The organism is Campylobacter sp. RM5004 (assembly GCF_022369455.1).
In the GTDB taxonomy this organism is placed as follows: Bacteria; Campylobacterota; Campylobacteria; order Campylobacterales; family Campylobacteraceae; genus Campylobacter_E.
On the sequence record NZ_CP059599.1, the window covers coordinates 1883753 to 1908742 of the forward strand.

23 protein-coding genes and 1 tRNA gene are annotated in these 24990 nt (G+C 29.0%); 16 read left to right on the forward strand and 8 right to left on the reverse strand.

Annotated features, from left to right (window positions below):
• Positions 1–9: 9 nt before the first annotated feature.
• Positions 10–846: a hypothetical protein gene (locus AVANS_RS09410; protein WP_239817617.1), complete on the reverse strand. Its 837-nt coding sequence runs from the start codon at positions 844–846 to the stop codon at positions 10–12.
• 75 nt (positions 847–921) lie between these two features.
• Here AVANS_RS09410 and AVANS_RS09605 point away from each other — a divergent pair, with 75 nt between their 5' ends.
• Entirely contained in the window at positions 922–2880 is a 1959-nt protein-coding gene (locus AVANS_RS09605; RefSeq protein WP_275583446.1) for a methyl-accepting chemotaxis protein, read from the forward strand.
• 157 nt (positions 2881–3037) lie between these two features.
• Here the strand turns inward: AVANS_RS09605 and pyk are convergent, their stop codons facing one another.
• From pyk to AVANS_RS09445, 5 genes are read right to left on the reverse strand one after another with little or no spacing between them, the layout of a single operon-like run.
• Complete coding sequence (pyk, locus tag AVANS_RS09425) at positions 3038–4486, reverse strand: pyruvate kinase (RefSeq protein ID WP_239818555.1); 1449 nt, start codon at positions 4484–4486, stop codon at positions 3038–3040.
• Entirely contained in the window at positions 4483–5832 is a 1350-nt protein-coding gene (locus AVANS_RS09430; RefSeq protein WP_239817618.1) for an FAD-dependent oxidoreductase, read from the reverse strand. Before AVANS_RS09430 ends, pyk begins: the two co-directional genes overlap by 4 nt.
• Positions 5833–5877: 45 nt before the next feature.
• The gene (locus tag AVANS_RS09435; RefSeq protein WP_239817619.1) at positions 5878–6489 is read right to left on the reverse strand and encodes a type III pantothenate kinase; all 612 of its coding nucleotides are present in this window, start codon (positions 6487–6489) and stop codon (positions 5878–5880) included.
• Positions 6486–7403 (reverse strand): hypothetical protein, encoded by a 918-nt coding sequence (locus tag AVANS_RS09440; protein ID WP_239817620.1) that lies wholly within the window; start codon positions 7401–7403, stop codon positions 6486–6488. Before AVANS_RS09440 ends, AVANS_RS09435 begins: the two co-directional genes overlap by 4 nt.
• Entirely contained in the window at positions 7400–7909 is a 510-nt protein-coding gene (locus tag AVANS_RS09445; protein ID WP_239817621.1) for a hypothetical protein, read from the reverse strand. The genes AVANS_RS09440 and AVANS_RS09445 overlap by 4 nt, the downstream gene beginning before the upstream one ends.
• Before the next feature lie 132 nt (positions 7910–8041).
• On the opposite strand from AVANS_RS09445, the gene gatC reads away from it, so the two are divergent.
• The 10 genes from gatC to AVANS_RS09495 are packed head-to-tail and all read left to right on the forward strand — an operon-like array spanning position 8042 to position 15636.
• The gene (gatC, locus tag AVANS_RS09450) at positions 8042–8320 is read left to right on the forward strand and encodes an Asp-tRNA(Asn)/Glu-tRNA(Gln) amidotransferase subunit GatC (protein ID WP_239817622.1); all 279 of its coding nucleotides are present in this window, start codon (positions 8042–8044) and stop codon (positions 8318–8320) included.
• 54 nt (positions 8321–8374) lie between these two features.
• Entirely contained in the window at positions 8375–9421 is a 1047-nt protein-coding gene (locus AVANS_RS09455) for a PilT/PilU family type 4a pilus ATPase (RefSeq protein ID WP_275583467.1), read from the forward strand.
• Positions 9418–9966 (forward strand): CvpA family protein, encoded by a 549-nt coding sequence (locus AVANS_RS09460; protein ID WP_239817623.1) that lies wholly within the window; start codon positions 9418–9420, stop codon positions 9964–9966. The genes AVANS_RS09455 and AVANS_RS09460 overlap by 4 nt, the downstream gene beginning before the upstream one ends.
• A gap of 18 nt (positions 9967–9984) precedes the next feature.
• A complete protein-coding gene (locus AVANS_RS09465; RefSeq protein WP_239817624.1) occupies positions 9985–10437 on the forward strand; it encodes a Fur family transcriptional regulator in 453 nt (150 codons plus the stop codon).
• A 20-nt stretch (positions 10438–10457) separates the two neighbouring features.
• The gene (gene lysS / locus AVANS_RS09470) at positions 10458–11945 is read left to right on the forward strand and encodes a lysine--tRNA ligase (RefSeq protein ID WP_239817625.1); all 1488 of its coding nucleotides are present in this window, start codon (positions 10458–10460) and stop codon (positions 11943–11945) included.
• Between the two features lie 20 nt (positions 11946–11965).
• Positions 11966–13201, forward strand: a complete 1236-nt coding sequence (gene glyA, locus AVANS_RS09475; RefSeq protein WP_239817626.1) for a serine hydroxymethyltransferase — start codon at positions 11966–11968, stop codon at positions 13199–13201.
• Positions 13195–13740 carry a DUF1882 domain-containing protein gene (locus AVANS_RS09480; protein ID WP_239817627.1) on the forward strand — a complete coding sequence of 182 codons (546 nt, stop codon included), beginning with the start codon at positions 13195–13197 and terminating at the stop codon, positions 13738–13740. Before glyA ends, AVANS_RS09480 begins: the two co-directional genes overlap by 7 nt.
• Before the next feature lie 10 nt (positions 13741–13750).
• On the forward strand, positions 13751–14539 hold the full coding sequence (locus tag AVANS_RS09485) for an SPOR domain-containing protein (RefSeq protein ID WP_239817628.1): 789 nt from the start codon (positions 13751–13753) through the stop codon (positions 14537–14539).
• The gene (gene aroE / locus AVANS_RS09490; RefSeq protein ID WP_239817629.1) at positions 14529–15290 is read left to right on the forward strand and encodes a shikimate dehydrogenase; all 762 of its coding nucleotides are present in this window, start codon (positions 14529–14531) and stop codon (positions 15288–15290) included. Before AVANS_RS09485 ends, aroE begins: the two co-directional genes overlap by 11 nt.
• The gene (locus AVANS_RS09495; protein ID WP_239817630.1) at positions 15265–15636 is read left to right on the forward strand and encodes a YraN family protein; all 372 of its coding nucleotides are present in this window, start codon (positions 15265–15267) and stop codon (positions 15634–15636) included. The genes aroE and AVANS_RS09495 overlap by 26 nt, the downstream gene beginning before the upstream one ends.
• Positions 15637–15694: 58 nt before the next feature.
• On the opposite strand, the gene AVANS_RS09500 is transcribed toward AVANS_RS09495, so the two are convergent.
• Positions 15695–15769, reverse strand: a tRNA-Asn gene (locus tag AVANS_RS09500).
• Between the two features lie 168 nt (positions 15770–15937).
• Here AVANS_RS09500 and AVANS_RS09505 point away from each other — a divergent pair.
• The 5 genes from AVANS_RS09505 (at position 15938) to AVANS_RS09525 (ending at position 24102) form a co-directional block, all read left to right on the forward strand.
• The gene (locus AVANS_RS09505) at positions 15938–18121 is read left to right on the forward strand and encodes a molybdopterin-dependent oxidoreductase (RefSeq protein ID WP_239817631.1); all 2184 of its coding nucleotides are present in this window, start codon (positions 15938–15940) and stop codon (positions 18119–18121) included.
• A 107-nt stretch (positions 18122–18228) separates the two neighbouring features.
• Positions 18229–20769 carry a flagellar hook protein FlgE gene (flgE, locus tag AVANS_RS09510; RefSeq protein WP_239817632.1) on the forward strand — a complete coding sequence of 847 codons (2541 nt, stop codon included), beginning with the start codon at positions 18229–18231 and terminating at the stop codon, positions 20767–20769.
• 164 nt (positions 20770–20933) lie between these two features.
• The gene (locus tag AVANS_RS09515) at positions 20934–21710 is read left to right on the forward strand and encodes a complement resistance protein TraT (RefSeq protein ID WP_239817633.1); all 777 of its coding nucleotides are present in this window, start codon (positions 20934–20936) and stop codon (positions 21708–21710) included.
• A 74-nt stretch (positions 21711–21784) separates the two neighbouring features.
• Positions 21785–23359, forward strand: a complete 1575-nt coding sequence (locus AVANS_RS09520; RefSeq protein ID WP_239817634.1) for a hypothetical protein — start codon at positions 21785–21787, stop codon at positions 23357–23359.
• Positions 23356–24102, forward strand: a complete 747-nt coding sequence (locus tag AVANS_RS09525) for an FAD:protein FMN transferase (RefSeq protein ID WP_239817635.1) — start codon at positions 23356–23358, stop codon at positions 24100–24102. Before AVANS_RS09520 ends, AVANS_RS09525 begins: the two co-directional genes overlap by 4 nt.
• Positions 24103–24183: 81 nt before the next feature.
• Here AVANS_RS09525 and ruvC read toward each other — a convergent pair whose 3' ends face one another.
• A complete protein-coding gene (ruvC, locus tag AVANS_RS09530; protein ID WP_239817636.1) occupies positions 24184–24657 on the reverse strand; it encodes a crossover junction endodeoxyribonuclease RuvC in 474 nt (157 codons plus the stop codon).
• Positions 24658–24990: the final 333 nt, after the last annotated feature.

Sequence of the window (24990 nt, forward strand, 5' to 3'; positions counted from 1 at the left end):
ACTATCTCCTTAAAATCTTCTAATAAATACGCTATGCATAGGTTTATTTTCTTTATCTAATTTATAGTATTTAAAACCTATTTTAGTCCCAAGCTCAAACGGATGATTAATCTCATCTATCGTAAAACCACTACCTACTACGATAGTGGTTAATTCTTTATTATCTATACTTAAATTATCATCTTCTAATGCTCTTAAAGCATTAGCTTTTTTCCATTTGCATTCATAATTGATTAGTTTATTATCAGAATCAAGATTTACCTTAGAAACAATGCAGTTATCTTTATAAAATCTTTTAACTTTTATGATTTTTTCTTTTAAAGGCACATCATAAGCCGTATTTTTCTTATGCATATAAACACCTTCAGAGCCTTTTAATACCATATGATTAAAAAAATCAATAAATTCATCACTATCGCTAAACTCATATTGCTTAATAAATGTAATATTATTATTTGGATGTTTTTGTAACCATTCTTTTAATACTTTTAACCTATCCATTAAATCACCTTTTTGATAAGGCACATCTGCTACATAAAACTTAGTGCATTTTAATTTATTTAAAGCTACATCATTAAAAGTGTCGTAATAATCAGTCCCACAAAATAAAGCCCCTTTAATATCAAAAGGTGGGAAATCTTTTGTATAACTCTTACTTATCTCGTATGTTTGATTATCGTTGTTAAATAATCTTTCTCCATCCCAATTAACACCCATTCCATCAATATATTCGCTAACATAATAATCTTGTACATTAATATCTTTTAACTCATCAAAATCGTTATAATTAAAAGTTTGAGACATCAAAACACTACAAAATGAACAAAAAACTAAAAAAAATTTCATTTATTCTCCTAAAGTTTATATAATCCTTTAAATAACTTTAAATTTAACATCTAAATTAATTTATTAAGGGGACTTATGATTTCTAAAATTTCTATTTCTAAAAAACTTTTGTTGCTCACAGGAACTTTTTTAATTATATTATTAATTTATAATATTTTATTAATTAAGAGCAGTTATGAAACCTACAACTCTTCTATAAAAGCCCAAGATAATGCAAAAATTATTTTAAAAACAAATAATTTAATCCATTTTTTACAAGTTGAACGTGGTCTTAGTGTAGGAGTTTTAGCAGGAGCAAATAGCTCATCAATGTTAGCAAATAGAACTAAAGTTGATGCTTTAATAGACGATGAAAACACAAAAGCAAAAATCAATAATTTAAGAGCAATGGTTGATGCTAAAGAAAATAGAGCAGAGGTTTTAGCAGCTTATACACAAGCGATTAATTCTTTACTAATGCAGACAAAAGAACTTTCTTTAAACCTTGATGAAAGTTATTCAAGCCTTAGCGATGCTTTAAATCTAGTAGCAAAAACTAAAGAAAGATATGGTTTATTGCGTGGGACTTTAAACGGAGTATTTAATGCTAATACTATGGATATTGCAACTTTTTCAAGTGTTAGCTATATGAATACAAGTATATTAAATAAACTAAAAGAATTAAACGAATTAAAGCTTAAGTTTTTAGATGATAAATTACAAACAATATCAAAGCTTGATGAAAACTTAAAATTTCAAGAATACATAAATATTGCGTTTAATAATAATATAAATGGCAATTTTAATGTAAAAGCTAGTGAGTTTTTTGATGTTGCTACAAAACTGATTGAAGATTATAAAGAGCTTGAAGATGATATTACAAATAAAATCCTTTCAAAAGCTAGCGAAAACGAAAGCAATTCAAAAGAAGCCATTATTTTACAAATCATAATCGCCATATTTGCTCAAGGAATAAATATGTTTTTAGCTTTTGTAATTTCAAAAAATATTATTAATAATCTTGATTTGATTAATAAAGGTCTTGATAGTTTTTTTGATTTCTTAAAATACAAAAGCGATGATGTAATGAAAATAAAGACAAACAATAAAGATGAGTTTGGAAAAATGGCAAAACAAATAAACGAAACCGTTTTAGAGCTAAAAGAAAATTATAAAAAAGATCAAACCTGTATAGATGAAATTACAAAAATCACAAATGAAATAAAGTTAGGAAAACTAGATAATGATATATTTAGCGAGCCGTATAACCCTAGAATCAAGGCTTTAAAAGGCATATTAAAAGAAATGTTAGGAGTGTTAAAGACTAAAATCGGTAAAGATATTAATAAAATTGATGGTTTATTAAAAGAATATGCAAATATGAAGTTTGTAAATAATATAAAAGAGCCTATCGGAGAAATTGAACTAAGCTTAAATACTTTACAAAAAGAAATAAAAAATATGCTTTATTCTCAAGAAAATATAAGCAATAGTTTAAAGAATAACTCAAAAAATCTAAAAGATAGTATGAAACAGCTTTTAATCGGTAGCAATAAAGCAAAGAGCAATCTTGAAGAAAGTGCAGCAGCAATCAATCAAATGTCAAGCTCAATGGGTGCAATTTCACACAAAAGTCATGAAATCATTCAGCAAAGCGATAGCATAAAAAGCGTAATTGATGTTATTAGACAAATCGCAGAAGATACTAATTTATTAGCCCTAAATGCTGCTATTGAGGCTGCAAGAGCAGGTGAGCATGGACGCGGATTTAGCGTTGTTGCAAGTGAGGTTGGAAAATTAGCTAATAATACTAGCTCATCACTAAATCAAGTAGAAGCAAATGTGAAATTATTAGTTCAACAAATCCACGATATAGGAATGAGTATAGAAGAACAAACCCAAGCTATTAATCTAATAAATAAAACAATTTGCGAAATAGATAATCTAAACAAAGATAATGATTTGGTTGCAAATAATACAAACAATGCTGCAAATAGCGTTGATGATTTAGCTAGCAATATAATTGAAGATTTAAAGAAAAAAGAGTTTTATTAATAAAACTCCTTGGAATTTGAAATAGGAATTTGAAATTCCTATTTCGTAATTCTTTATACACCTACCCTACTTTATAAATAAAAATTCATAGAATTTGAATTCGGAATTTGATTTTTTAAATTTCAAATTCCTATTTCAAATTCTTAATATTTTTGCATTAATTTTGTAAGTTTAAATAATAATCTATTTGTTCTCTACCTAAAACTCTAATTAAGTTAGTGCTACCTGTCTCGCCTACTGGATAACCTGCTGTTATAACATAGTTTTTATTTTTATCCATTATGCCTTTTTTTACCCCTACTTTTACACAATTGTGTAAAAGCTCGTGCAAACTAGAAGCTTTATCTACTACATAAGTTTCGCTAAGTCCCCAGCAAATACTAAGGCTTTTTAAAGTTTTATCGCAATGGCTCATTGTAATGATTTTTGTATCAGGTCTATATCTTGCCATTTTCTTAACACTTGCACCACTGCTTGTAAGACAAATTAAAGCGTCTGCATTAATATCTTTTGCAAGCTGAACTGCTGATGCTGCAATAGTATCTGTCATATCTCTTTTGTCGTGATTAAAATTACAATATGGATAAATCTTTTCTATTTCGCTAATTGTTGCTGACATAATGCTAACAGCATTTACAGGATCGATTCCAACTGCACTTTCTTCGCTAAGCATAACAGCGTCAGTTCCATCTAGCACAGCGTTTGCAACGTCGCTTATCTCTGCTCTGGTTGCACTTTTATTATTTGCTAAAGAAAATAGCATTTGAGTTGCTGTAATTACAGGCTTACCCATTTCATTAGCTTTTTTGATGATTGATTTTTGAATGCTTGGCACTTTATAAAACGGCACTTCAATACCTAAATCCCCACGAGCAACCATTATTCCATCACTTACATTTAAAATCTCATCAATATTTTCAACCGCATCAAACTTTTCAATCTTTGCAAATACTTGAGTTTTGTTTCCGTTTTCTGCTAGGATTTGCTTTGCATTTTTTATATCATAAGCGTTTTGAACGAAAGATATTGCCATATAATCAACATCGTTTTTTACACCCCATAATAAATCATCTTTGTCTTTTTTAGTAATTACTTCTATGTTTATTTTTGTATTTGGAAAATTTATTCCTTTATTTGAAGCTAATTTACCATCGTTTTGAACTTGGCATTTTAAATAATCTTGCCCTACTTCTTCAACGATTACTTTTATAGAACCATCACATAAAAATATCGCTTCGCTAGGTCTTACAGCTCCTAAGATTTCATTATAATTTGTGCTTACTTCATAATGATTATCTGATTTTTGATTAGCTTTAATTGTATGTCTATAAATGTCTAATCTATCGCCTTTTTTTAATAAAAACGGCTCAGGAAGTTCTAAAACTCTAATTTTTGGCCCTGAAATATCTTGTAATACGCCGATATTTTCGCCTAATTCACTTGAAATTTTTCTAACTTTATCAAGGTTTGCTTTATGATATTCATGTGAGCCATGAGAAAAGTTTAAGCGAAATACATTAACCCCTGCTTTTATCATTTCTCTTATACATTCTTCGCTATCACTTGCTGGCCCTAAAGTTGCAATTATTTTTGTTTTTTTCATTATTCTCCCCTTAGTTCTTTATTAAATAATTCTTCGTTAAATTCAAGCTTTAAGTAATCAACCACCATTCTTAAATCTCTTAAAGCATTTCCCATACAGCTAGTTGCACCTGGACTTGGAGTCATATTAAATATAATTCCTTGATTTTGTGGCACTATGCTTGCTTCTCCTAGCATTAGTTTCTTTTCTGTTTTATTTAGCACTTGTGGGCGAACTCCACCAAAGCCTTTTGCATAAGTTATATCATCGGTTGTAAGACTTGGGACAATCTTTCTTGCGTCTTTTACAAATAAAGATTTATTCAAATACGGCACTTCAAATAAGAAATTTCTTAAAATATAATTTCTAATAGTGCTATCTTTCATTAAATCAAGTAAGATTTTTATAGTTGTTCCATCAAGGCGTAAAGTAGTAAAAAACTCAGGCAAACTCTTAAGCCCATGATAACGCTCAAGTTTTGGTAAAACTAAAGCAGTTGGACCAAAGCGAGTATTCATATCGCATAAAATATCAGGATCGCCGTGTAATGCTGCGAATGGTAATTTTGGATTTTGAACCATATAGACTTTACCATTTAATAAATGTTTTTTTGTTAGATAAAAGCTACCTGCAACAGGCAAACATGCGTAATCTAATCCATAACCCATTTTATGTGCTAAATATAATGAGTGAGCACCTGCATTTACTACAACAAAATTTGCACTAAATTCGGTTTTATTAGCACTTATTAGATAAAAAGTATCGCCTTTTTTGTAAATATTTACGATTTCTTCATTAAAAAATATTTGATTATCAGGATTAGCCTTCATAGCTTCTTCAGCTAAGCTCTCGCTCATTTTTCCAAAATCAACGGTCGTATAGCAATCATTTTCTAAAGCACCCATAGCAAATATTTCTTCAGGTCTATCCCCACCACCTAAAGCTTCTATTACTTTTGGCTCAATTTTTTTGATTTCTGCTTTATCAAATTTTCTAATATATGGATATAGTTCTTTGAATTCTTCGTAGCGTTTTTGCATAAAGGCACATTCTTCTTCACCAACAGCTAAAGCCATTTTTTGATGAGAAAACATAAACTTATTTTCTGCTTTTACTAATTTTGCATAATTTACAATCATATCAGCATTAGGTTTAACTTTTGAAGCTTTTTCATAAGTGTAATTTGTCTCAATATCTCCGCTGTGAATTGTTTGAGAATTGCTAGTTCCTTTAGAATTAAGAGTGCTTAAAGCATGATATTTTTCTATTAAAGCTACTTTTTTTACATTTGTATATTTGCTAAGCTCGTAAAATAACGCAGCTCCACTAATTCCACCACCGACTACAATAACATCAAAATGCTGTGCCATATTCCATCCTTTTGTATTTTTTAAAAAAATGATAATTTTATTTATTTATAAATTCAAGTCTTTAATTAATTTTTGCATTCCTTGAAAAACTAGGTTTTTCTCATTGATTGCGTTTTTAAAAAATTGATTTAAAAAGCTAGAATCTCCACCTGTTAGGTATATTGTTTCATCTTTGGCAAATTCTTTAATGCAAGTTACTATACTAGAAATTATTCCATAACTAATAGCATCTTTTGTAGAATTTGGTAACGAACCTAGGTCTAATGTGGTATTTAAATCATAATTTAATCTACAAGATATATTTTTATAAGCATTAAGATAAGATTCAATTCCAGGTAATATAAAACCACCTAAATGTTTTTTATTTTTCATTAAATCAATAGTTATTGCACTTCCTGCATCTACAATAACACCCGTATCAATATAATAACAAGATGCAATCCTATCAACTCCTAAGCCTATATAAGAAGTATCTAGGCTAAAAAAGGGTTCAAGATTTATAAAATTACTAGGTAATACCGAAAAATTTGCATTTACGCTTATATAAAAAACTTTTTCTTTAAAACTACTAGGTGAAAAATCTTTTAACTCTATTCGCTTTAAATGTTCGTTTTTATAAACGCAAGCTGTTGTATTACCTATATCTATTAAAGTCATTTTAGTTTGTAACTTTTATCGTTGTAAAACAAAATATCATCTTTAAAATATGCATTCTTTTTAATCTTAGATTTTAGATTAAATACAGCAATTTCATTTAAATTTTCATCAAGCTTAATTAAATAGCCATTATGCTCTAAAGCATATAAATAGCCATTATTTGCGTGAATTTCGCTATAATTTGCATATTTAAATTTGGTTTTTGAAATTTCGTTTAATAAATAATCAAATTTATAAATACTTCCATCGCTTGCTAAAACATATATTAATTCATCTTTAAGAAGTGCTTTTTTGATATTTATTAATTTTGTATATGTTTTATTATCTAGTATAGTAAATAGTTTGCTTGAACTTGCTGCAATTAATTTATCATCACTTGCGTCTAAGAAAATTATATTATTAAAAAATTCTTGAGTTCCAACATTTATAGCTCTAATGAAAGTATTATTTACATTACTTAATATTACTAAATTACCATCTAAAGTAGGAGCGATAATAACATTTCCACTAAAAATAGGATTTGCTAATTTTTTAATAACCCCATTTGCTTGTCCATAATTATCGCTAAATAAATAATTTTGCTCTAATAAATCAAATAAAATAACATTATTTAAAGCATCAACCATTACAGCTTTATTGCCTTCGGTTTCTATGCTTACGATTTTTGCTTCAAATTTTTTATCAAATACTACTTCTTTATCTTTTAATATTTTTAAAAAACCTAAGTTATTAGATATAAAGGTTAAATTATCTTTTTGATTTATGATTTCATAATCTTTATAATTTTTTAATATATTTTCAGTTTTTATATTTATTGAACTTAATTTTTCTGTATTTTGTGGCTCATAATATTGTTTTGAACCTGAACATGCTAAAAATAATAATGATAAAGCTAATAATGAATATTTTTTCATTTGTTGCCTTGATAATGTTTTAAGCTATTTGCTACTTTATAAAATACTGAATTAGCATTGATTAAATCTAGTTTTACCCTAGCCTCTTCTATTTTATTTGCTTGTAATAGTTCGTATGCTTCTTGAATTGTTTTTAAATCTTTTAAGAAAATTCCTGATTCAAATTCCTTAGCTTTATAAATCTCTAAAAGTAGTTTATCTTCATTACTTGGCTTAAATGTAGCTAATTCTTCAATATACTTTTCATCCATTAATAATGCTAAATATAAATTAGGATTTAAAGATTTTAATTGATTTAATTTATCATTATCTTTAGTAATTAATAACTCATTATATAAACTATTTGCTTCTTTTGTATTTTTAATCTTTATGCTATCGTTAATAGAATTAAATGCAAAATAAGCAATGATTGCAATTATTATAAATATGATTATAAATTTATTTTTTCTCAAAAAACGCTCAATTTTGATTCCAAATTCTTCAACACTATATGTATTTTCTTTCAATTTAAATTCCTTAAATTTTGATAAAATTAAAGCTGAAATTGTAACAATTTTTTGTAAATCTTGATAAATTTAGTGCTATATTAAATTTTTATTATATAATCGGATTTAATTTTAGATTAACAAGGTGAGATTATGTTAATAGATGAAAAGTTATTAGAAAGACTAGAAAAATTATCATCACTTAAATTAAGTAACGAAGAAAGACAAACTTTGCTTGCTGAATTTGATGATATTTTAAAATTTGTAGATAATTTAAATGAAATTGATACTAATAATTTAGAAATTAATAATTTAAATTATACCCCATTAAGAGAAGATATACCTGAAAAATCAGAAGTAATTGAAAGCATTTTAGAAAATGCTCCTTCAAGAAGCGAACACTTTTTTTCAGTTCCTAAAATTATAGAATAAGGAAAGATTATGGATAATATTCATCAACAAGAAGAGCAAGTAAAAGCCATTCAAATGAATGGTATTCTAGCATTTATGAAAGATAATGATGCGAGTGACTTACACTTTATTCCAGGTAGAAAACCGCTACTTAGAATTCATGGTGTTTTAAATGATTTGGAGTTTGATGTTTTAAACTCAGATATCATTAAAGCATCTTGTTATAGTATTTTATCAGACGCTCAAAAAGCAACTTTAGAAGAAGAGCGTGAATTAGACTTCGCATACTCAGTAGAAGGCGTTGGTCGTTTTAGAGCAAACTATTATTATGTTGAAGAAGGAAAACTTGCAGCTGCATTTCGTTTAATTCCTGAAAACATTCCTAGTTTAGATGATTTAAAAGCTCCTTCAATTTTTAAAGAATTAATCAAAAAAGAAAAAGGGCTTATCCTAGTAACAGGTCCAACAGGTTCTGGTAAATCAACAACTCTAGCAGCAATGCTAAACGAAATCAATGAAACTGAAAGTAAGCATATTCTAACAATAGAACATCCTGTTGAATTTATGCATAAAAACAAAAACTCAGTATTTTCATACAGAAACGTAGATATAGATACAAAGAGCTTTCAAACTGCTTTAAAATACGCGTTAAGACAAGACCCTGATATTATCTTAATCGGTGAGATGAGAAATAGAGAAACAATAGCAGCAGCAATCACAGCAGCTGAAACAGGACACTTAGTATTTGGAACACTGCATACAAACTCAGCTATGCAAACAATTAACCGTATTGTAGATAGCTTTAGTGGTGGAGAGCAAGATCAAATAAGAAATATGCTATCGTTTTCATTACAAGCTGTTATTGCACAAAGCTTGATACCTAAAAAAGGTGGTGGTCGTTTAGCAATTCACGAAATTCTTATTAACAATATGGCTATTGCTAACTTAATTCGTGAAAATAAAAACCATCAAATTTATTCTCAAATGCAGTTAAACCAACAAGGAACGGGAATGAAAACTCAAACTCAAAGCCTTGTAGAAGCTGTTCGTGCAGGTTTAATTACAAGAGAATTAGCTTTAAGATATAGCACACAATACAACGAATTAGTGAATTTGATATGAATAGCGGCTTATTACTTGATTGTATAATAATCGGCGTTACTTTAATATTAGGCCTAGGTGGAATAATCTCAGGTCTTATTAAAGAAGGTTTTGGATTAGCAGGTATTTTAGTAGGTGTTTATGTTAGCACGAGCTATTCAGAAAAAGTTGGTAATTTAATTAAACAATATGTTTACAACACCGATAACGAAATGTTATTAAACCTATTTGGTTTTGTGTTAGCGTTAGTTGTGGTTTGGGGAATATTTATAATTTTAGGAAGAATAATATCAAAATTAGCTTCTTTAAGCGGTCTTGGTATTATTGATAGAATTATGGGTTTTGTATTTGGAGCTGGAAAAATATTTGTGATTTTTTCTATAATAGCAAGCTGTATAAATGAAGTTCCTATTTTAAACAATAAAATAGGACAATTTTTTGCAAATAGTATGGTATTTCCTGTATTAATAGAAACAGGTTCAATTATTGCAAATACTAAAGCAGTTCAAAACACAATAAATACTAAAAAAGAAGCAGTAGAAAAAGAATTAAAAAAAGAAGAATAATTTTAAAAGGAGATAAAAATGGAAAATAATATGGAATATGATGCTCTGTTAGAAGAGTTTAAAAAAATCTTAAAAACAAGTGGATTAAAATATACAAAGCAAAGAGAGTGCTTGCTTAAATTACTTTACAACAATGAAGAACACAGCACTCCTGATGAATTATATGAAGCTTTAAAAGCAATGGATCCAAACCAAAATATAGGGATTGCTACAATTTATAGAACACTAAATTTATTAGAAGAATCAGGAATGGTTACTTCAATTTCTTTTGGTTCTGCAGGTAAAAAATTTGAATTAGCAAACAAACCACACCATGATCACATGATTTGCAAAACTTGTGGAAAAATTATTGAATTCCAAGATGATACAATAGAACAAAGACAATTAAAAATTGCAAAAGAACATGGATTTAAATTATCAAGCCATTTAATGCAATTATACGGAACTTGCAAAGATTGTCAAAAAAAATAAATTATATAGAAAGGTAAAATATGTTTGAAAACCCACTAGAACAACAAAAAATTAAGAAAGCCGAAGAGTTAAGGTCTTTAGGAGTTAATCCTTATTCTCATTTTGTAACAAAGCCGATGAGTATTAAGGAATTTAAAGATAAATATAATTTCATAAACGAGCTCGAAGAAAAGAAATCAGAAGAAGTTTGTGATTTAGTAGGTAGAATTAAATTTATGCGTGATGGTGGGAAAGCCGTTTTTGCTAATATTGAAGACTTTAGTGATAGCATTCAAATCTATTTTAATAAAAGCACAATAGATGAAGTTTGGTTTGATAATATCAAAAAATTAATTGAAGTTGGAGATATTATTAAAGTTAGTGGTTATGCGTTTGTAACCAAAAAAGGCGAATTTAGTATTCATGTTAGCAAATTAGATTTAGTAACAAAAAGCATTTGTATTTTACCTGAAAAATTCCATGGCTTAGTAGATATGGAAAGTCGCTACCGCCAAAGATATCTTGATATGATAATGAATGCAGAAGTAAGACAAGATTTTATAAATAGAAGTAAGATTGTTTCTTTTGTTAGAAGATATTTTGAAAATTTAGGATTTTTAGAAGTTGAAACTCCTATGATGCACGAAATTGCAGGCGGAGCAAACGCAAGACCATTTATAACTCATCATAACACTTTAGGTGTTGATAGATTCTTAAGAATTGCACCTGAGCTTCACTTAAAGCGCTTAATTGTTGGTGGATTTGAAGCAGTGTTTGAACTAAATCGTTGTTTTAGAAATGAAGGAATGGATCTTACTCACAATCCTGAATTTAGCACTATTGAGTTTTACTGGGCTTATCATAATTATAAAGATTTAATGGCTTTAACAGAAGATTTATTAAGCAAGCTAATAGAACATTTAGGGTATTCTTCAAACATCATTACTTATGATGATAAACAAATTGATTTTAGCACTCCATTTGCAAAAATTCCTTATAAAGAAGCCTTGGTAAAAATAGGTGGAATTGATGCAAACATAGTTGAAAATAAAGAAGAAATACTAAAAAAACTAAAGGCTGATGGTTTTGAAGCTAATGAAAAACTAGATTTAGGACATTTACAAGCTGAATTATTTGATAATTATGTTGAAGACAAGCTAATCAATCCTACATTTATTACAGATTTTCCTGTATCAATTAGTCCATTAAGCAGAAGAAGTGATGAAAATCCTGATATAGCTGAAAGATTTGAATTATTTATAGCAGGTAAAGAATTAGCTAATGGATTTAATGAATTAAACGATCCATTAGATCAATACGAAAGATTTTTAGCACAAGTTGAAGCTAAAAAAGCAGGTAATGATGAAGCTTGTGAAATGGATGAAGATTTTGTAAATGCACTAGGTTTTGGTATGGCTCCAACTGCGGGAGAAGGAATAGGAATTGATAGACTTGTAATGATGTTAACAAACAAAAAATCAATTAAAGATGTAATATTATTCCCTGCAATGCGTCCTAAAAAGGATTAATAAATTTAAAAGGGGTTAAAATGATATTTGATACAGAAATAAATGACATAATAAAAGAAGAATTTAAAAGACAAGATGAAAATCTTGAAATGATTGCTAGTGAGAATTTTACTTTTCCTGAAGTTATGCAAGTTAGTGGAAGTATTCTTACAAACAAATACGCAGAAGGCTATCCTGCTAAAAGATATTATGGTGGTTGTGAGATAGTTGATAAAGCTGAAGTTTTAGCAATTGAGCGTTGCAAAAAATTATTTAATTGTAATTACGCAAATGTTCAACCACACTCAGGCTCACAAGCAAACCAAGGAGCTTATGCTGCACTTATTAATCCTGGTGATGTTATTTTAGGAATGGACTTAAGCGCTGGCGGACATTTAACACATGGTTCTAAAGTAAATGCTAGCGGTAAAGTATATACTAGTTATAGCTATGGAGTAGATGTTAATGGCTATTTAAATTATGATGAAATTGAGCGTATTGCATTAGAAACAAAGCCAAAATTAATAGTTTGCGGAGCAAGTGCTTATGCAAGAATTATTGATTTTGAAAGATTTCGCAAAATTGCAGATAAAGTTGGAGCATATTTATTAGCAGATATTGCACATATTGCTGGACTTGTTGTAGCAGGTCTTCATCCAAGCCCATTTCCACATGCACACATTGTAACTTCAACAACTCATAAGACTTTAAGAGGTCCAAGAGGCGGAATTATTATGACAAATGATGAAGAATTAGCTAAGAAAATTAATTCAGCAATTTTCCCTAATCTTCAAGGTGGCCCATTAATGCATATAATAGCAGCAAAAGCTGTAGGTTTTAAATACAATCTTGATGAGAGTTGGAAAAGCTATGCAAATCAAGTTATTAAAAACTGCAAAGTTTTAGCAGATGAACTGATAAAAGCAGGTTTTAAGCTTGTTAGTGGTGGGACTGATAATCATTTATTATTAATGGATTTTAGCGAATGTGATTTTAGTGGAAAAGATGCTCAAATCGCATTAGAAAATGCAGGAATAACTGCTAATAAAAACTCAGTTCCAAACGAAAAACGTTCGCCATTTATTACAAGCGGTTTAAGATTAGGAACAGCTGCGCTTAGTGCTCGTGGAATGAAAGAAGAGCAAATGGTGCAAATAGCACAAATTATTAAAGAAGTTTTAAATAATATTAATAACGAAGAAATTATTAAAGCTTCTAAATTAAAAACTTTAGAAATATCTAAACAATTTCCATTATATAAGGATTTAAAATGCTAACAAGTAATGATATAGCTCTTATTAAAATGATTAATTCACATTATTTCATTAAAAGAGATAATATAGTAAGCAAAATAGAGCATAAAGGTAGAACTTTTTATAATAAATACGAAAGAATTAATGAATTTTTATCACCAAGCCTTATGAGAGAGCATGCAGAAGGTAAAATCATAATCGCACATAATCTAGTAAATGCTCAAGATAAAGTAGAAAATATTGTATTTGATTACAATGGTTTTAATACTGAAAAGTTTTGGCACAGAGCACAATTATTATTAAGAGAAGAAGGTTTTATTAATTTTACAGCTTATAAAAGCAAAACTCCAGGACATTTACATCTTTATATTCATAAAGGTCATACAGCTTTTACTGAAGGTTGTGGGTTAGCTAATAAATTAAGCGCAATGTTAGCTCAAAAAATGCCTGTTGAATGGAGAGTATTCCCTACTCTTGATATGCCAAAAGAATATAATATATTAGCACTACCTTATGAAATTTACCAAAAAGAGCGTGGAGCGTCTTGGTCAAAACATATGTAAAGGATGAAAAATGCAAGAACACAATAAATTTGAAGATTTGGTATTAGAAAACAACAATAAGAAAAATAAACAAAAGCAAGTTTTATTTAAAATCATTATGGTAATTATTGTATTTTTAATAGTACTAATAATTTTTAAAATTGTAGGAAGTAGTGATAATTCAAAACCTGCTTTACCTCCGATAGAGCCTAGTGCAAAATTTGAACAAAAAAGTCAAGATAATGAAGTATTTGAGAATTTAAAAAGCGAAAACGATGGCTTTAGCGATGATTTTTCTTCATTAGAAGAAAGACTTAAAAAAGAAAATAACATAGTTGAAGCAGAACCTAAAAAATCTCAAGAAGTTCAAAATGTTGTAAAAGAATTAGCAAAAGTAACTCCTATAAAAGAAGAAGTTAAACAAGCTACCCAAGAAACAACAAAAGCTCAAGAAAGTCCAAAAGAAGTAATTCAAGTAAAACAAGAAGTTAAAAAAGAAACTAAGCCTAAGCAAGAAAGCTCAGTTTTTGATACCTTGAATATATCAAAGCCAACTAATTTAGTAAAACAAGAAACTAAAGCTCCAAGCACAAGCAATCAAGGAAGCTTTATTCAAGTTTATGCTGGTAAAAACATTGACTTAAAATCTCACGAGATTAAAAAGCTTGATACTTTAGGCTTACAATATAAAGTTGTAACAGATAATAAAGGAATGAGTAGAGTTATCGTTGGCCCATATTCAAACAGCGATAAAGCAAATGCTTTAAAATACATAAGAGATAATGTGAAAAAAGACGCATTCTATTATCATGCAAAATAATAACTTTGGAGTGATAGGAAATCCTATCGCTCACTCTAAATCTCCAATAATTCATAATTTTTGGTATGAAAAATTAAATATAAAAGCAAATTACGAAAAGATTTTAGTAACAAATACAAAAGATTTAAAAGAAAATATATTAAATTATAAAGGCGTTAATATTACATTGCCTTATAAAGAAGATGTAATTAATACCGTAAATGAACAAAGCCAAGAAGTAAAAGCAATAAAAGCTGCAAATACAATTATCAATGATAATGGCTTTTTAAAGGCTTATAATACTGATATTTTTGGCTTTTATGAGCCTATAAAAAACGAAAATATAAAAAATGCTCTAATAATAGGTGCAGGTGGGGCTGCTAGAGCTGTTTATTATGCTTTAAAAGAAAATAACATAAATATTAAAGTAATTAATAGAAGTAAAAAAGAAGATTTTTTATGCGAAGTTGATACTAATTTAAAAGAATTTGAATTTGATATTTTGGTTAATACAACGAGCGCAAGTTTAAATAATCTTTTGCCACTTAATGAAGATGTTTTAAAAACCTTAGCAAAAAATGCAAAAATAGCTTATGATTTAGCTTATAATCACGATATATTTTTAAATTTTTGTAAAACTCATAATAAAAACATCAAAACACAAGATGGTCTTGATATGCTTGTTTATCAAGCAGCACTTGCTTTTAAATATTTTTGTGGAATTTATCCTAACGAAGATTTAATAAATGGTGCAAAAAAACTCATTATCTAAAAGTATTAAGGGTCTAAAATCATATATTTTTGGTAAAGAAAGCGAAAACAAAGCTCAAAATTATTTAACGAAAAATGGCTTTAAAATAATCACAACAAATTACAAATGTAAATTTGGCGAAATTGATATAATTGCAACCAAAAAGAACATTTTACATTTTATAGAAGTAAAATCTAGTAAAAACTACGAAAGTGAATATTATTTAACAGCAAGAAAACTAGAAAAAATCATAAAAACAATATATGTTTTTAAAGAGCATTTTCAAGATTATAATAATTTTGATTTTTGTATAGATTTGATAGCTATTAATAATGATAATATTAATTTCATTGAAAATATAAATTAAAAGAATTTGAAATAGGAATTAGAAAAAAACAAAACCTAAAAAATGGGAATAAAAAAAGTGGCTCCGGATGTAGGATTCGAACCTACGACCAAGCGGTTAACAGCCGCCTACTCTACCGCTGAGCTAATCCGGAATAAGTAGTTATTGTTAAGTAAAAGCGTAATAATAGCCAAGAAAATTTTATTTGTCAAGGATTTTTTAAAAAATTTTAATTTTTTTGATAAAAATTAGCTATTTTTAATAAAAATTAATGATTTTGATTTGAAAATATGTTATTTTAGCTAAAAATAAAGGAGATTTTATGAAAAAATTAATCGCTAGTAGGGTAGGGGCGTTTTATTATGAAAATGATAAAATCACGCCTTTTGAATATGATGAAGCACCAACCGAACTTATACAAAATTATAAAAGCCGTATAAATCATAGCTCAAGGATAAAAAATCCTTGCGTTAGAAAAGGCTTTTTAAATGGTGATAAAAACCGCTTTGATGATGAATATATAGAAATTAGTTGGGATGAAGCCTTTGATTTAATAGCAAAAAATCTAAAGCATTATTATGAAAAATATGGCTCAAGCAGTATTTACGCAGAAAGTTATGAGTGGGGTGGAGTAGGTAAGATTGGCTGGGGTAGAATGCTAATTCATAGACTTATAAATACTCTTGGTGGTGGGGTGTTTGAATTAGGTGATTATTCTACAGGCTCAGCAATCGCAGCTATGCCTTATGTTTTTGACACATCTGTTGTGTATGAAAAACCAACTGATTTTAAAGAGATTATAAAAAATGCTGAAGTAGTGGTATTTTGGGGTGCAAATCCCTTTGTAACTAGTAAAATCGCTCATGATATTCCTATGCACGAACACGAAAAATATCTAAAAGAAATCGCTAAAAGCAAGGAAGTGATTTTCATAGATGTTAGGGTAAATGAGAGTGCAAAGGCTATGAATGCTAAAACTCTAATTCCGAATTCAAATTCCGATATGGCAATGGCTATAGCAATGTGTAATTATCTTTATGTAAATAATCTTTATGATAAAGAATTTATCGCAAATCACACAACAGGATTTGATGAGTTTAAGGACTATTTTTTAGGCAAAATTGATGGGATTAATAAAGACTTAGCTTGGGCTAGTGATATTTGTGGCATTAGCGAAGTTGAACTTAAAAATCTAGCTTTAAAGCTTAAAAATAATCCTAGCAATATTTTATTAGGTAGGTCAATTCAAAGGCAATTAAACGGCGAATTTAACTATCTAGCAATAATTTGCTTAGCTTGTATGTGTGGGCATATTAGTAAAGATGGCTTAGGAATTGAGTTTAATTTAAGCAGTGGTTGTAAGGGCGAGAGTGCAAAAAATACCGAAAGTTTAAAGAATATTAATTCTCTTTTAGGCGAGATAAAAGGACAAAATCATTATATTCCAAGCTCAAGGCTAAATGAGTGTTTATTAAAGCCAAACTCTACTACAACTTATAAAGATGAGCTTATAAAATATCCTGATATAAAGCTTATGATAAATGCTTGTGGGGCGTATTTTACTCATCAACCAGATTCAAACGAGAGTTTAAAGGCTTTAAATAAGCTTGATTGTATCATTACTCTTGAGCCGTTTTGGACGTCTTTAGCTAAGTTTAGCGATATTGTTTTGCCTGTTGCAATTGAAGGTGAGCGATATGATATAGAACAAAGCACAAATAAAGAGATTTTGTTTGCCCTAAAGCCTATAAAAGAGCCTTTTTATAATGCTTTGAGTGATTTTACAATTTGTAAAGAAATTGCAAAAAGATTTAATAAATCTTATGAGTTTTGCAAAGATTTAGATGAATTAGAGTTAGTTAAAATGGCTTATTTAGACATTGTTAAAAGATACGAAGCAAAAGGGATTTATTTAAGTACATTTCATGAGTTTTTAGAGCGTGGATATGAGAAGGTGCAAGGCTTAAGCGAACTTGAGCCTTATACAAGATTTAAAAATATTTCTAAAATTAATCTTACTATAAAAGGCAAAATCGCAAAATACGAGATAAAAGATGAATTAGCTAGTAAATATCCATTGTTTTTAACCTCAGCACATAGTCCTTATAGACTTCATTCTCAGCTACACAATAGCGATATAAGAGATAGCGAGAATAATCTTGAACCTGTTTATTTACATACTAATTTAGCTAAGCAAAAAGGCATTAAAACAGGCGATATAGTAAGGGTTTTTAATGATAGAGGAGAATTACTCGCGGGTACAAGAGTAATTGATGATATTAATCCTAAAAGTATTTTGATTTTTCAAGGGGCTTGGTGGGATAAGTGTGATAATATGTGTATAAATGGCAATGTAAATGTATTAACTAGTGCAAATCCAAGCTCAAGCGTATCAAATAGCAACACAGCTCATACTTGCAAAGTAGATTTAGAAAAATTTCAAGGGAATTTGAAACAGGAAATTAGAGTTTTCAAAGAGCCTAAAATAATAAAAAAACCACTATAAAAGCAGAGTTTTTACTCTGCTAAAAAAAATATTTTATTTTGTATTTTTAAAATTGGAACACCTTTTGCTAAAACCTGCTTAGATATTTTATTATAAAGGATAGAAAAATGATGAGATCACTTTGGTCTGGAGTATCAGGTCTTCAGGCACACCAAATAGCAATGGACGTAGAAGGTAATAACATAGCAAACGTTAATACAACAGGCTTTAAGCACTCTCGTGCAAATTTCAGCGATTTAATGAATCAAACAAGCAAAGTTGCAACAGCTCCACAAGGAGAGCTTGGTGGTAAAAACCCTATGCAAGTTGGACTTGGAACTCAAATTAACTCAATTACTAAGATTTTTGCTCAAGGAAGTATCCAAACAACTAAGAAAAACACAGACTTAGCTATCCAAGGAGATGGATTTTTCGTAGTAAGCCCAGATGGTGGTAAAACTTATAAATATACAAGAAACGGGGACTTCGTTCGTGACGCTTATGGTAATTTCGTTGATAATAACGGATATATAGCACAAGGTTGGTTAAGAGATGAAGTAACAGGCGAAGTTGATACTACATCTCCTATTAGAAATATTGTAATTAAACCAGGTCTTACAACTCCTGCAAACCCTACAACTTTAGTAAGTTTAAAAGCAAACCTAAACTCAGGTAATAGCATAGGTGATAAAAAAACTCCTATCTATCAATTAGATAGCAATCACGAATGGACTAATATAAATGGCGATGGCATTAAGGTTGATGCGGGCGTTCATAAAGAAAACGATGTTTCACAAAATAGATTTATTACTACAAAAGACGGACAATTACGCTTAAATGAGCGTGGCGTTGATATGGGAGTATTATTTAATGCTAGTGGTGAAAGCCTTGGACTTAGAAAAGGTCAAGGAATTTGGGTTAGCTATGCAGAAGCTAGAACTCAGCAATTAACATTAGGAAATGCAGGTGTAGCAGGAGCTCCAACCATTGATAATAATGGATCATTTAATACAGCAGCTACTCTAAATATAGAAATAAACGGAACTCAAATTAGTGCTAGTGTAGCAAATATAGGAGATATGGCGGCTGCGATTAATGGAGTAAGTGGTAAAACAGGTGTAAGAGCTGATATAGTAAATGGTAATAGATTGGTTTTAATCAATGATAATAAGCAAGGCACAACAGCTGCTATGAAAAATATTATTTTAAGAGCAGGGAATGGGGGGCAACCAGACAATACAGGATTATTAACTACAGGAAATGGATATAGCGATAAAGGTGATGGAAATAACCAAAGTATAAAAGTAATTACAGCTTATCAATATACTTATGATCCAAATCCAACAAATACAACACATGCATTAAATGCAAATACAGCAAGGACATTTAATACAACAGAAGATTTAAGAGAAGCTATGCAAAAAGATGCAAGGCTTTATGTAAACTACGATGGAAGACAAGTAACAGATGCCAATTGGTTAATTCCACAAAACGGACAGCAAGGTGGAACAAAAAACGATGGTGTAGAAATAATAGTAGATGCTAAAGGACAATTCGTTATAAAAAATCCAAAAGGCGATGCATTCAATGGTGATGATGGTGATCAATTTGATATGACAACAGAAGCTATTAATAATAGAGCTAGATTATTATATCAAGCAGGTAATGGAAATGGTATGCCTCAACCTCCTGTTCAACAATGGGATCAACTAACAGCGGCACAACAAGCTGCTTTTATAGCTGCTAATCCAAATTTAACAACTCCAGCTAACACAAACACAAACGAAGATGACTTCAATATGTTCTTAAGCATTAGCAACCTAACAAACCCTGCAAATAATGTTAATGAAAACGATAAGTTTATGAAAACTATGCAAGGTATGCAAGGAGCACTTACAAGTGGAGATGGAATTCGCCAAACTCAAGGATTATATATGAGCGCACATAGTTCAAGTATTGATATATTTGACTCACTTGGAACAAAACACTCAATTAAATATGACTTCACAAAAATAGGCTACACAGATGATGGTGGAACAGAGTGGGGAATAGTAATTCAAGTTCCAGAACCATGCGAAATCAACATTAGTGGCGAAGGTCCAAAAAACGTTCTAACAGGAACAATTAGATTTAATAGTGATGGTTCATTACAAGGATTTAGCCCAAGTTCAGTTAGCTTTACAGCAAACAATGGTTCAACTCCAAATCAAAACATAGATTTTTATTTCGGTAATCCAAATGATTTTGATGGAATTACTAGCTATGATAGAGAGAGTAATACAAGTGGTATTTCTCAAGATGGCTTTAGTGGTGGAGACTTAAACGGAATTAGAATTGATGAAAGTGGAACAATCATCGGAAGCTTTACAAATGGTAGAAGCTTTGGTCTAGCACAAATTGCTATGGCAACATTTACAAATAACGAAGGTTTGGAAGCTGAAGGTGGTAACGTATTTACTCAAACTTCAAACTCAGGTGAGCCAGTAATTGGAGCTGCTACAACAGGTGGTCGTGGTAAAATCCAAGCATCTAGCCTTGAGATGAGTAACGTTGATTTAAGTACATCACTAACAAACTTAATCGTAATTCAAAGAGGTTATCAAGCAAACTCTAAAACAATCACTACAAGTGATCAAATGCTTAATACACTTTTACAATTAAAACAATAATTCTTAGGATTTAAGCTTAGTCTTAAATCCTTTTTTACTTTTTAAAACTCAAATTCCTATTTCAAATTCTACTTTTTTAAACAAAAAACATAAAAAATAAATAAAAATTATAAAAAAACTAAATTTTATAGTAAAATAAAAGCTATTTCGTTTAAGGAGTTTTTATGTACAAATCAAGCATTAAATTAGCTTTAAGTTCTTTAGTTGCTATGAGCTTACTTACAGGTTGTGTTACTACTACACTTGAAACTACTGCAACAATGACTCAATCAATCTTCATTGACCCAGTTGCAAAAGAAAAAAGAATAGTATTCTTAAATATTAAAAATACAAGCGGACAAAACATTAATTTAGAAAGCAAATTAAGAATGTTACTTGAGCAAAAAGGATATATGATTACAGATAATCCTGACAAAGCTACATTTATTCTAAGCACAAATATTTTATATTGCGATAAAAAACAAGAAAACACAGCTGCAGCTGCAGCGGGCTTAGGTGCTAGTGTTGGTGCTGGTGTTGGTGCTTACAATCACGGAACTGCAGGTGCAACAATCGGAACAGGTCTAGGCGGAGCTTTACTTGGTGGAATTATAGGAAAACTTACAGAAGATACAATTTATCAAATGCAAGTTGATATAAATATTAAACAAAAAGCAAAAGGCAAAGTTTTAAGTAGCAAAGGAGCTACACAAGGTCAAGCAAGTGTAAGCGATGGAAGAAAAAGTGGCTTTATGAATAGCTTTTCAGGTCCTGTAAGAGGAAATAAAACAGGAAGATTAAACTCAAATATATCAAGCTCAACAGCACAAACATACGAAAGTGATTATATTGAACAAGTTACTATGATGTTTGCAGAAGCTACTAAATTAAATCTAAAAATTGAAGAAGCAATTCCTGCTTTAGAAGATAAAATGGCAAATCAAATTGCTGGATTATTTTAATTAATAACCAAAATTAAACTTCCTTTAAATAATAATTCTTATAATTTTTATCAAATTATTATGAAAGGAAGTTTATGAAAAAAGTTTTTTTAAGTTCTACTCTTGCGTATTTTTTAGCAAGTTCTTTAAATGCAAGTTATGTTATAAACCCTAAAGAAATTATAGATATTTATGAAGATAGTTTAAATAAAACTAGCATAAATGCAAAATTGATAAAATCAATTAATCCTGATGAAAGCTTTAAAACACATTATCAAAATTATTTTGAAGGCAAGTCAAAAACCGATTTATATTTGCGTGACATTGATATTAAAAATAATAAAGCCCTAGCAAGTGGGAGCTATCACTCATCTATTTTATTATATGATTTAGATAATGATGAGGTTATTTATAACGATTTTTATGCGATAAAAGATGCAGACCATAAAGAATTAGGTAAAAAATATCCAGAAGCAAAACAAGATGAAGAAGAAAAGAAAAACAAAAATGATGATGAATGGAGTGGGGCTAGCGAGTTATTTGTAGAACAAGCTGAATTTATTGATGATAAAACTGCATTTGTTAATACTATGCCAAAGTATTTAGGAAGAGATAATAAAGAAGCAAGACCTTATTTACACCACGCAGGAATTCATAAAATTGAGTTTAGTAAAGATAATAAAATTAAAGAACTTGCTTTTACTAAAGGTGAATATTTTTTGTTTAGAAAATTTCAAGATGGTGTAATTACTCTTGATAATAATGAAACTTTTAATATTTTTGATAAGGATTTAAAGCTAAAAAAGTCTTTTAAAATCCCAAATGTTGTAAAAGCTGATGTAAGGCTTAATAGATTATTTGTATTATTAAAAGGCGATAAAAAAGGCATATATGAATACGATTTTAAAAGTTCAAATCTCATAAAAATTGCAGATTTTAAAGAGCAATATTTTGGTCGCCCTATAAAAGCAACCACAAGCCCCTTTTTAGTAAGCCCTGATGCTAAATATATTTATTATGCAAGCCCACATAATTATAATTCTAAGCTTTGCAAAGTTGCTATAAATAATGGCGATACAAATTGCTCTAATACAGGCTTTGCACTATTTGCAGGCTCTTATGCAATAAGTCCTAATGGTAAAACTCTAGCTTATACTTTTGGAGATAGATTAGGGCAAACTCATATTTTTAATATAGAAGATAAGCCATATTTAGCAGGAAGTATAAAAGGCGGAAATATAAGCTATGCAGCGGCTTTTAAAGATGATGATACTTTAATAGTTTCTAATAATCGCAGAATTTTAGATATTTATAAACTACAAAAAGGCGAAAATATTGATATTAATCAAAAATTTGAAAACCTAAAAGAAAATATCTTTTCTTTTATAGCTGCTGATATGGAAAATATCGTAATAAAAGTAAAAGAAAGTGGCGGTAAGAAAAAAATAAAATCAGATATTATTTTTCCACAGCACATAGATGGAATAAATATATCGTATTTATTGCCTGATGAATTTGAAGAATTTGTAGATAAAAATGGCAAAATTTTTGATATTCCTAAAAATGATTTAAGCGGAGAATTAAGTGTGATTTTAAAACTTAGTAAAGATGGAAAAATTATTCGTGAAGAAGCACTGAGTTCATATTTTAAAATAAAAGTTAAAAAATGAAAGAATACGCATTTGCTTGTTTTAGCACAAAATGTGTAATTAAGCTAGATGCTAAGGAAGAATTAGCTTCTAGCATAGCTAATAAATGCTTTGAAATTTGCAAAAATCTACACCTAAAATATAATTATTTTGATAAAAATTCTTTAATTTCAAAAATAAATCAAAGAAATAAAAATCGCATAAAATTAGACAAAGAAAGCCAAAAAATATTAGAAATTACCTTAAAATTAAGCAAAATTACTGATTATGCTTTTGATATAACTTTAATTAATAAAAAGCTTGAAAATAACGCTATTTATGGAAAAAATGCCTTTATTTTAGATAAAAGATTTATTGAATTTAGTGATTTAAAAACTCAAATTGATTTAGGCGGAGTGATTAAAGAATACGCCGTTGATGAGTGTGCTAAAATATGTGAAAAATATCCTTTCATAATCAATTTTGGCGGAGACTTAAAGACAAATAAAAATATTTTAGTAAATCTTAAAAACCCAAAAAATCCAAGCGAAGCAATTAAAAAAGTAAATATAAACAATCTTGCACTCACTACTTCAGGACTTTATGAAAGAGCAAATCATATAATAAATACTCAAGATTTTAAATATAATCAAGTTAGCGTAATAGGAGAAAGTGCTTTAAATTGTGGAGTATTTTCTACTGCCTTATGTTTTAAAGATTTTGAATTACCAAAAGAATATCAAGCAATTTTGATTGATTTTGATAATGAAATAAAAGAAAAATAAGCTAAATATTAAAAGCAAATTCCTAATTCAAATTCTTTGAAAAATTCGTGGAATTTGAAATAGGAATTTGGCTTAATAATTTTAAATATTTTTAGTATAAAAGCTATGAGTAAGCGCAACTGCCATTGCGTCGGTTATGTCAAGTGGTTTTATTTCTTTATTTATTTTTAAAAGTTTTTTTACCATGAAGGCTACTTGTTCTTTTTCTGCTTTGGCTTTGCCTGTGATTGTCTTTTTTACTTGAAGGGCTGTGTATTCACTAAAATTTCCATAAGTTTGCAAGATTTTAAGCAACATCGCCCCACGAAACTGCGCTAATTTTAAAACACTTTGAGGATTGTATGCAAAAAAGATATTTTCAACTGCTACGCTTGCACTAGGAACTTTCTTAAAAATCATTTCAAGCGCTTCATTTAATTCTAAAATATTATCAATTAATTCCTTACTTTTAAACTTAATAAGCCCTGCTTCTAAAAGAATATTTGAACTTCCATTTTTTTCAAGCAAACAATAACCGCAATATTTTGTTCCTGGGTCAAATCCTAAAATTTTCATATGTGAAATCCTTGTGAAATTTTAAATTATATTTTTCTAAAAAGCCTATTTTTACGATAAATTTCTTAATGAAATATAATTTCACATAATAAGTTTTTCATAAAAAATCTTATGAAATTTCACAAAATTTTCATTTTTAAAAATTTAAAGCCTTAAAAATTTCACTAATTACTATAATTTTAAAAGGCAAAATGTGAAATTTATTAAGAAAAATTGTAAATTGTTTGTATATTTTTGGTATATTTTTTTCAAGTTAAAAGTATTGTTATATAGGTGTTTTAAATAAAAAAAATTAATAAAAAATGAATTTCACATCATCAAAGGTAAAAATAA

What these genes read in the sequence shown, in the direction of transcription:
- AVANS_RS09410 (WP_239817617.1), bottom strand. Translation starts at nt 846, where the DNA reads ATGAAATTTTTTTTAGTTTTTTGTTCATTTTGTAGTGTTTTGATGTCT.
- AVANS_RS09605 (WP_275583446.1), top strand. Translation starts at nt 922, where the DNA reads ATGATTTCTAAAATTTCTATTTCTAAAAAACTTTTGTTGCTCACAGGA.
- AVANS_RS09430 (WP_239817618.1), bottom strand. Translation starts at nt 5,832, where the DNA reads ATGGCACAGCATTTTGATGTTATTGTAGTCGGTGGTGGAATTAGTGGA.
- AVANS_RS09435 (WP_239817619.1), bottom strand. Translation starts at nt 6,489, where the DNA reads ATGACTTTAATAGATATAGGTAATACAACAGCTTGCGTTTATAAAAAC.
- AVANS_RS09440 (WP_239817620.1), bottom strand. Translation starts at nt 7,403, where the DNA reads ATGAAAAAATATTCATTATTAGCTTTATCATTATTATTTTTAGCATGT.
- gatC (WP_239817622.1), top strand. Translation starts at nt 8,042, where the DNA reads ATGTTAATAGATGAAAAGTTATTAGAAAGACTAGAAAAATTATCATCA.
- AVANS_RS09455 (WP_275583467.1), top strand. Translation starts at nt 8,375, where the DNA reads ATGAATGGTATTCTAGCATTTATGAAAGATAATGATGCGAGTGACTTA.
- AVANS_RS09460 (WP_239817623.1), top strand. Translation starts at nt 9,418, where the DNA reads ATGAATAGCGGCTTATTACTTGATTGTATAATAATCGGCGTTACTTTA.
- AVANS_RS09465 (WP_239817624.1), top strand. Translation starts at nt 9,985, where the DNA reads ATGGAAAATAATATGGAATATGATGCTCTGTTAGAAGAGTTTAAAAAA.
- lysS (WP_239817625.1), top strand. Translation starts at nt 10,458, where the DNA reads ATGTTTGAAAACCCACTAGAACAACAAAAAATTAAGAAAGCCGAAGAG.
- glyA (WP_239817626.1), top strand. Translation starts at nt 11,966, where the DNA reads ATGATATTTGATACAGAAATAAATGACATAATAAAAGAAGAATTTAAA.
- AVANS_RS09480 (WP_239817627.1), top strand. Translation starts at nt 13,195, where the DNA reads ATGCTAACAAGTAATGATATAGCTCTTATTAAAATGATTAATTCACAT.
- AVANS_RS09485 (WP_239817628.1), top strand. Translation starts at nt 13,751, where the DNA reads ATGCAAGAACACAATAAATTTGAAGATTTGGTATTAGAAAACAACAAT.
- aroE (WP_239817629.1), top strand. Translation starts at nt 14,529, where the DNA reads ATGCAAAATAATAACTTTGGAGTGATAGGAAATCCTATCGCTCACTCT.
- AVANS_RS09495 (WP_239817630.1), top strand. Translation starts at nt 15,265, where the DNA reads ATGGTGCAAAAAAACTCATTATCTAAAAGTATTAAGGGTCTAAAATCA.
- AVANS_RS09505 (WP_239817631.1), top strand. Translation starts at nt 15,938, where the DNA reads ATGAAAAAATTAATCGCTAGTAGGGTAGGGGCGTTTTATTATGAAAAT.
- flgE (WP_239817632.1), top strand. Translation starts at nt 18,229, where the DNA reads ATGATGAGATCACTTTGGTCTGGAGTATCAGGTCTTCAGGCACACCAA.
- AVANS_RS09515 (WP_239817633.1), top strand. Translation starts at nt 20,934, where the DNA reads ATGTACAAATCAAGCATTAAATTAGCTTTAAGTTCTTTAGTTGCTATG.
- AVANS_RS09520 (WP_239817634.1), top strand. Translation starts at nt 21,785, where the DNA reads ATGAAAAAAGTTTTTTTAAGTTCTACTCTTGCGTATTTTTTAGCAAGT.
- AVANS_RS09525 (WP_239817635.1), top strand. Translation starts at nt 23,356, where the DNA reads ATGAAAGAATACGCATTTGCTTGTTTTAGCACAAAATGTGTAATTAAG.
- ruvC (WP_239817636.1), bottom strand. Translation starts at nt 24,657, where the DNA reads ATGAAAATTTTAGGATTTGACCCAGGAACAAAATATTGCGGTTATTGT.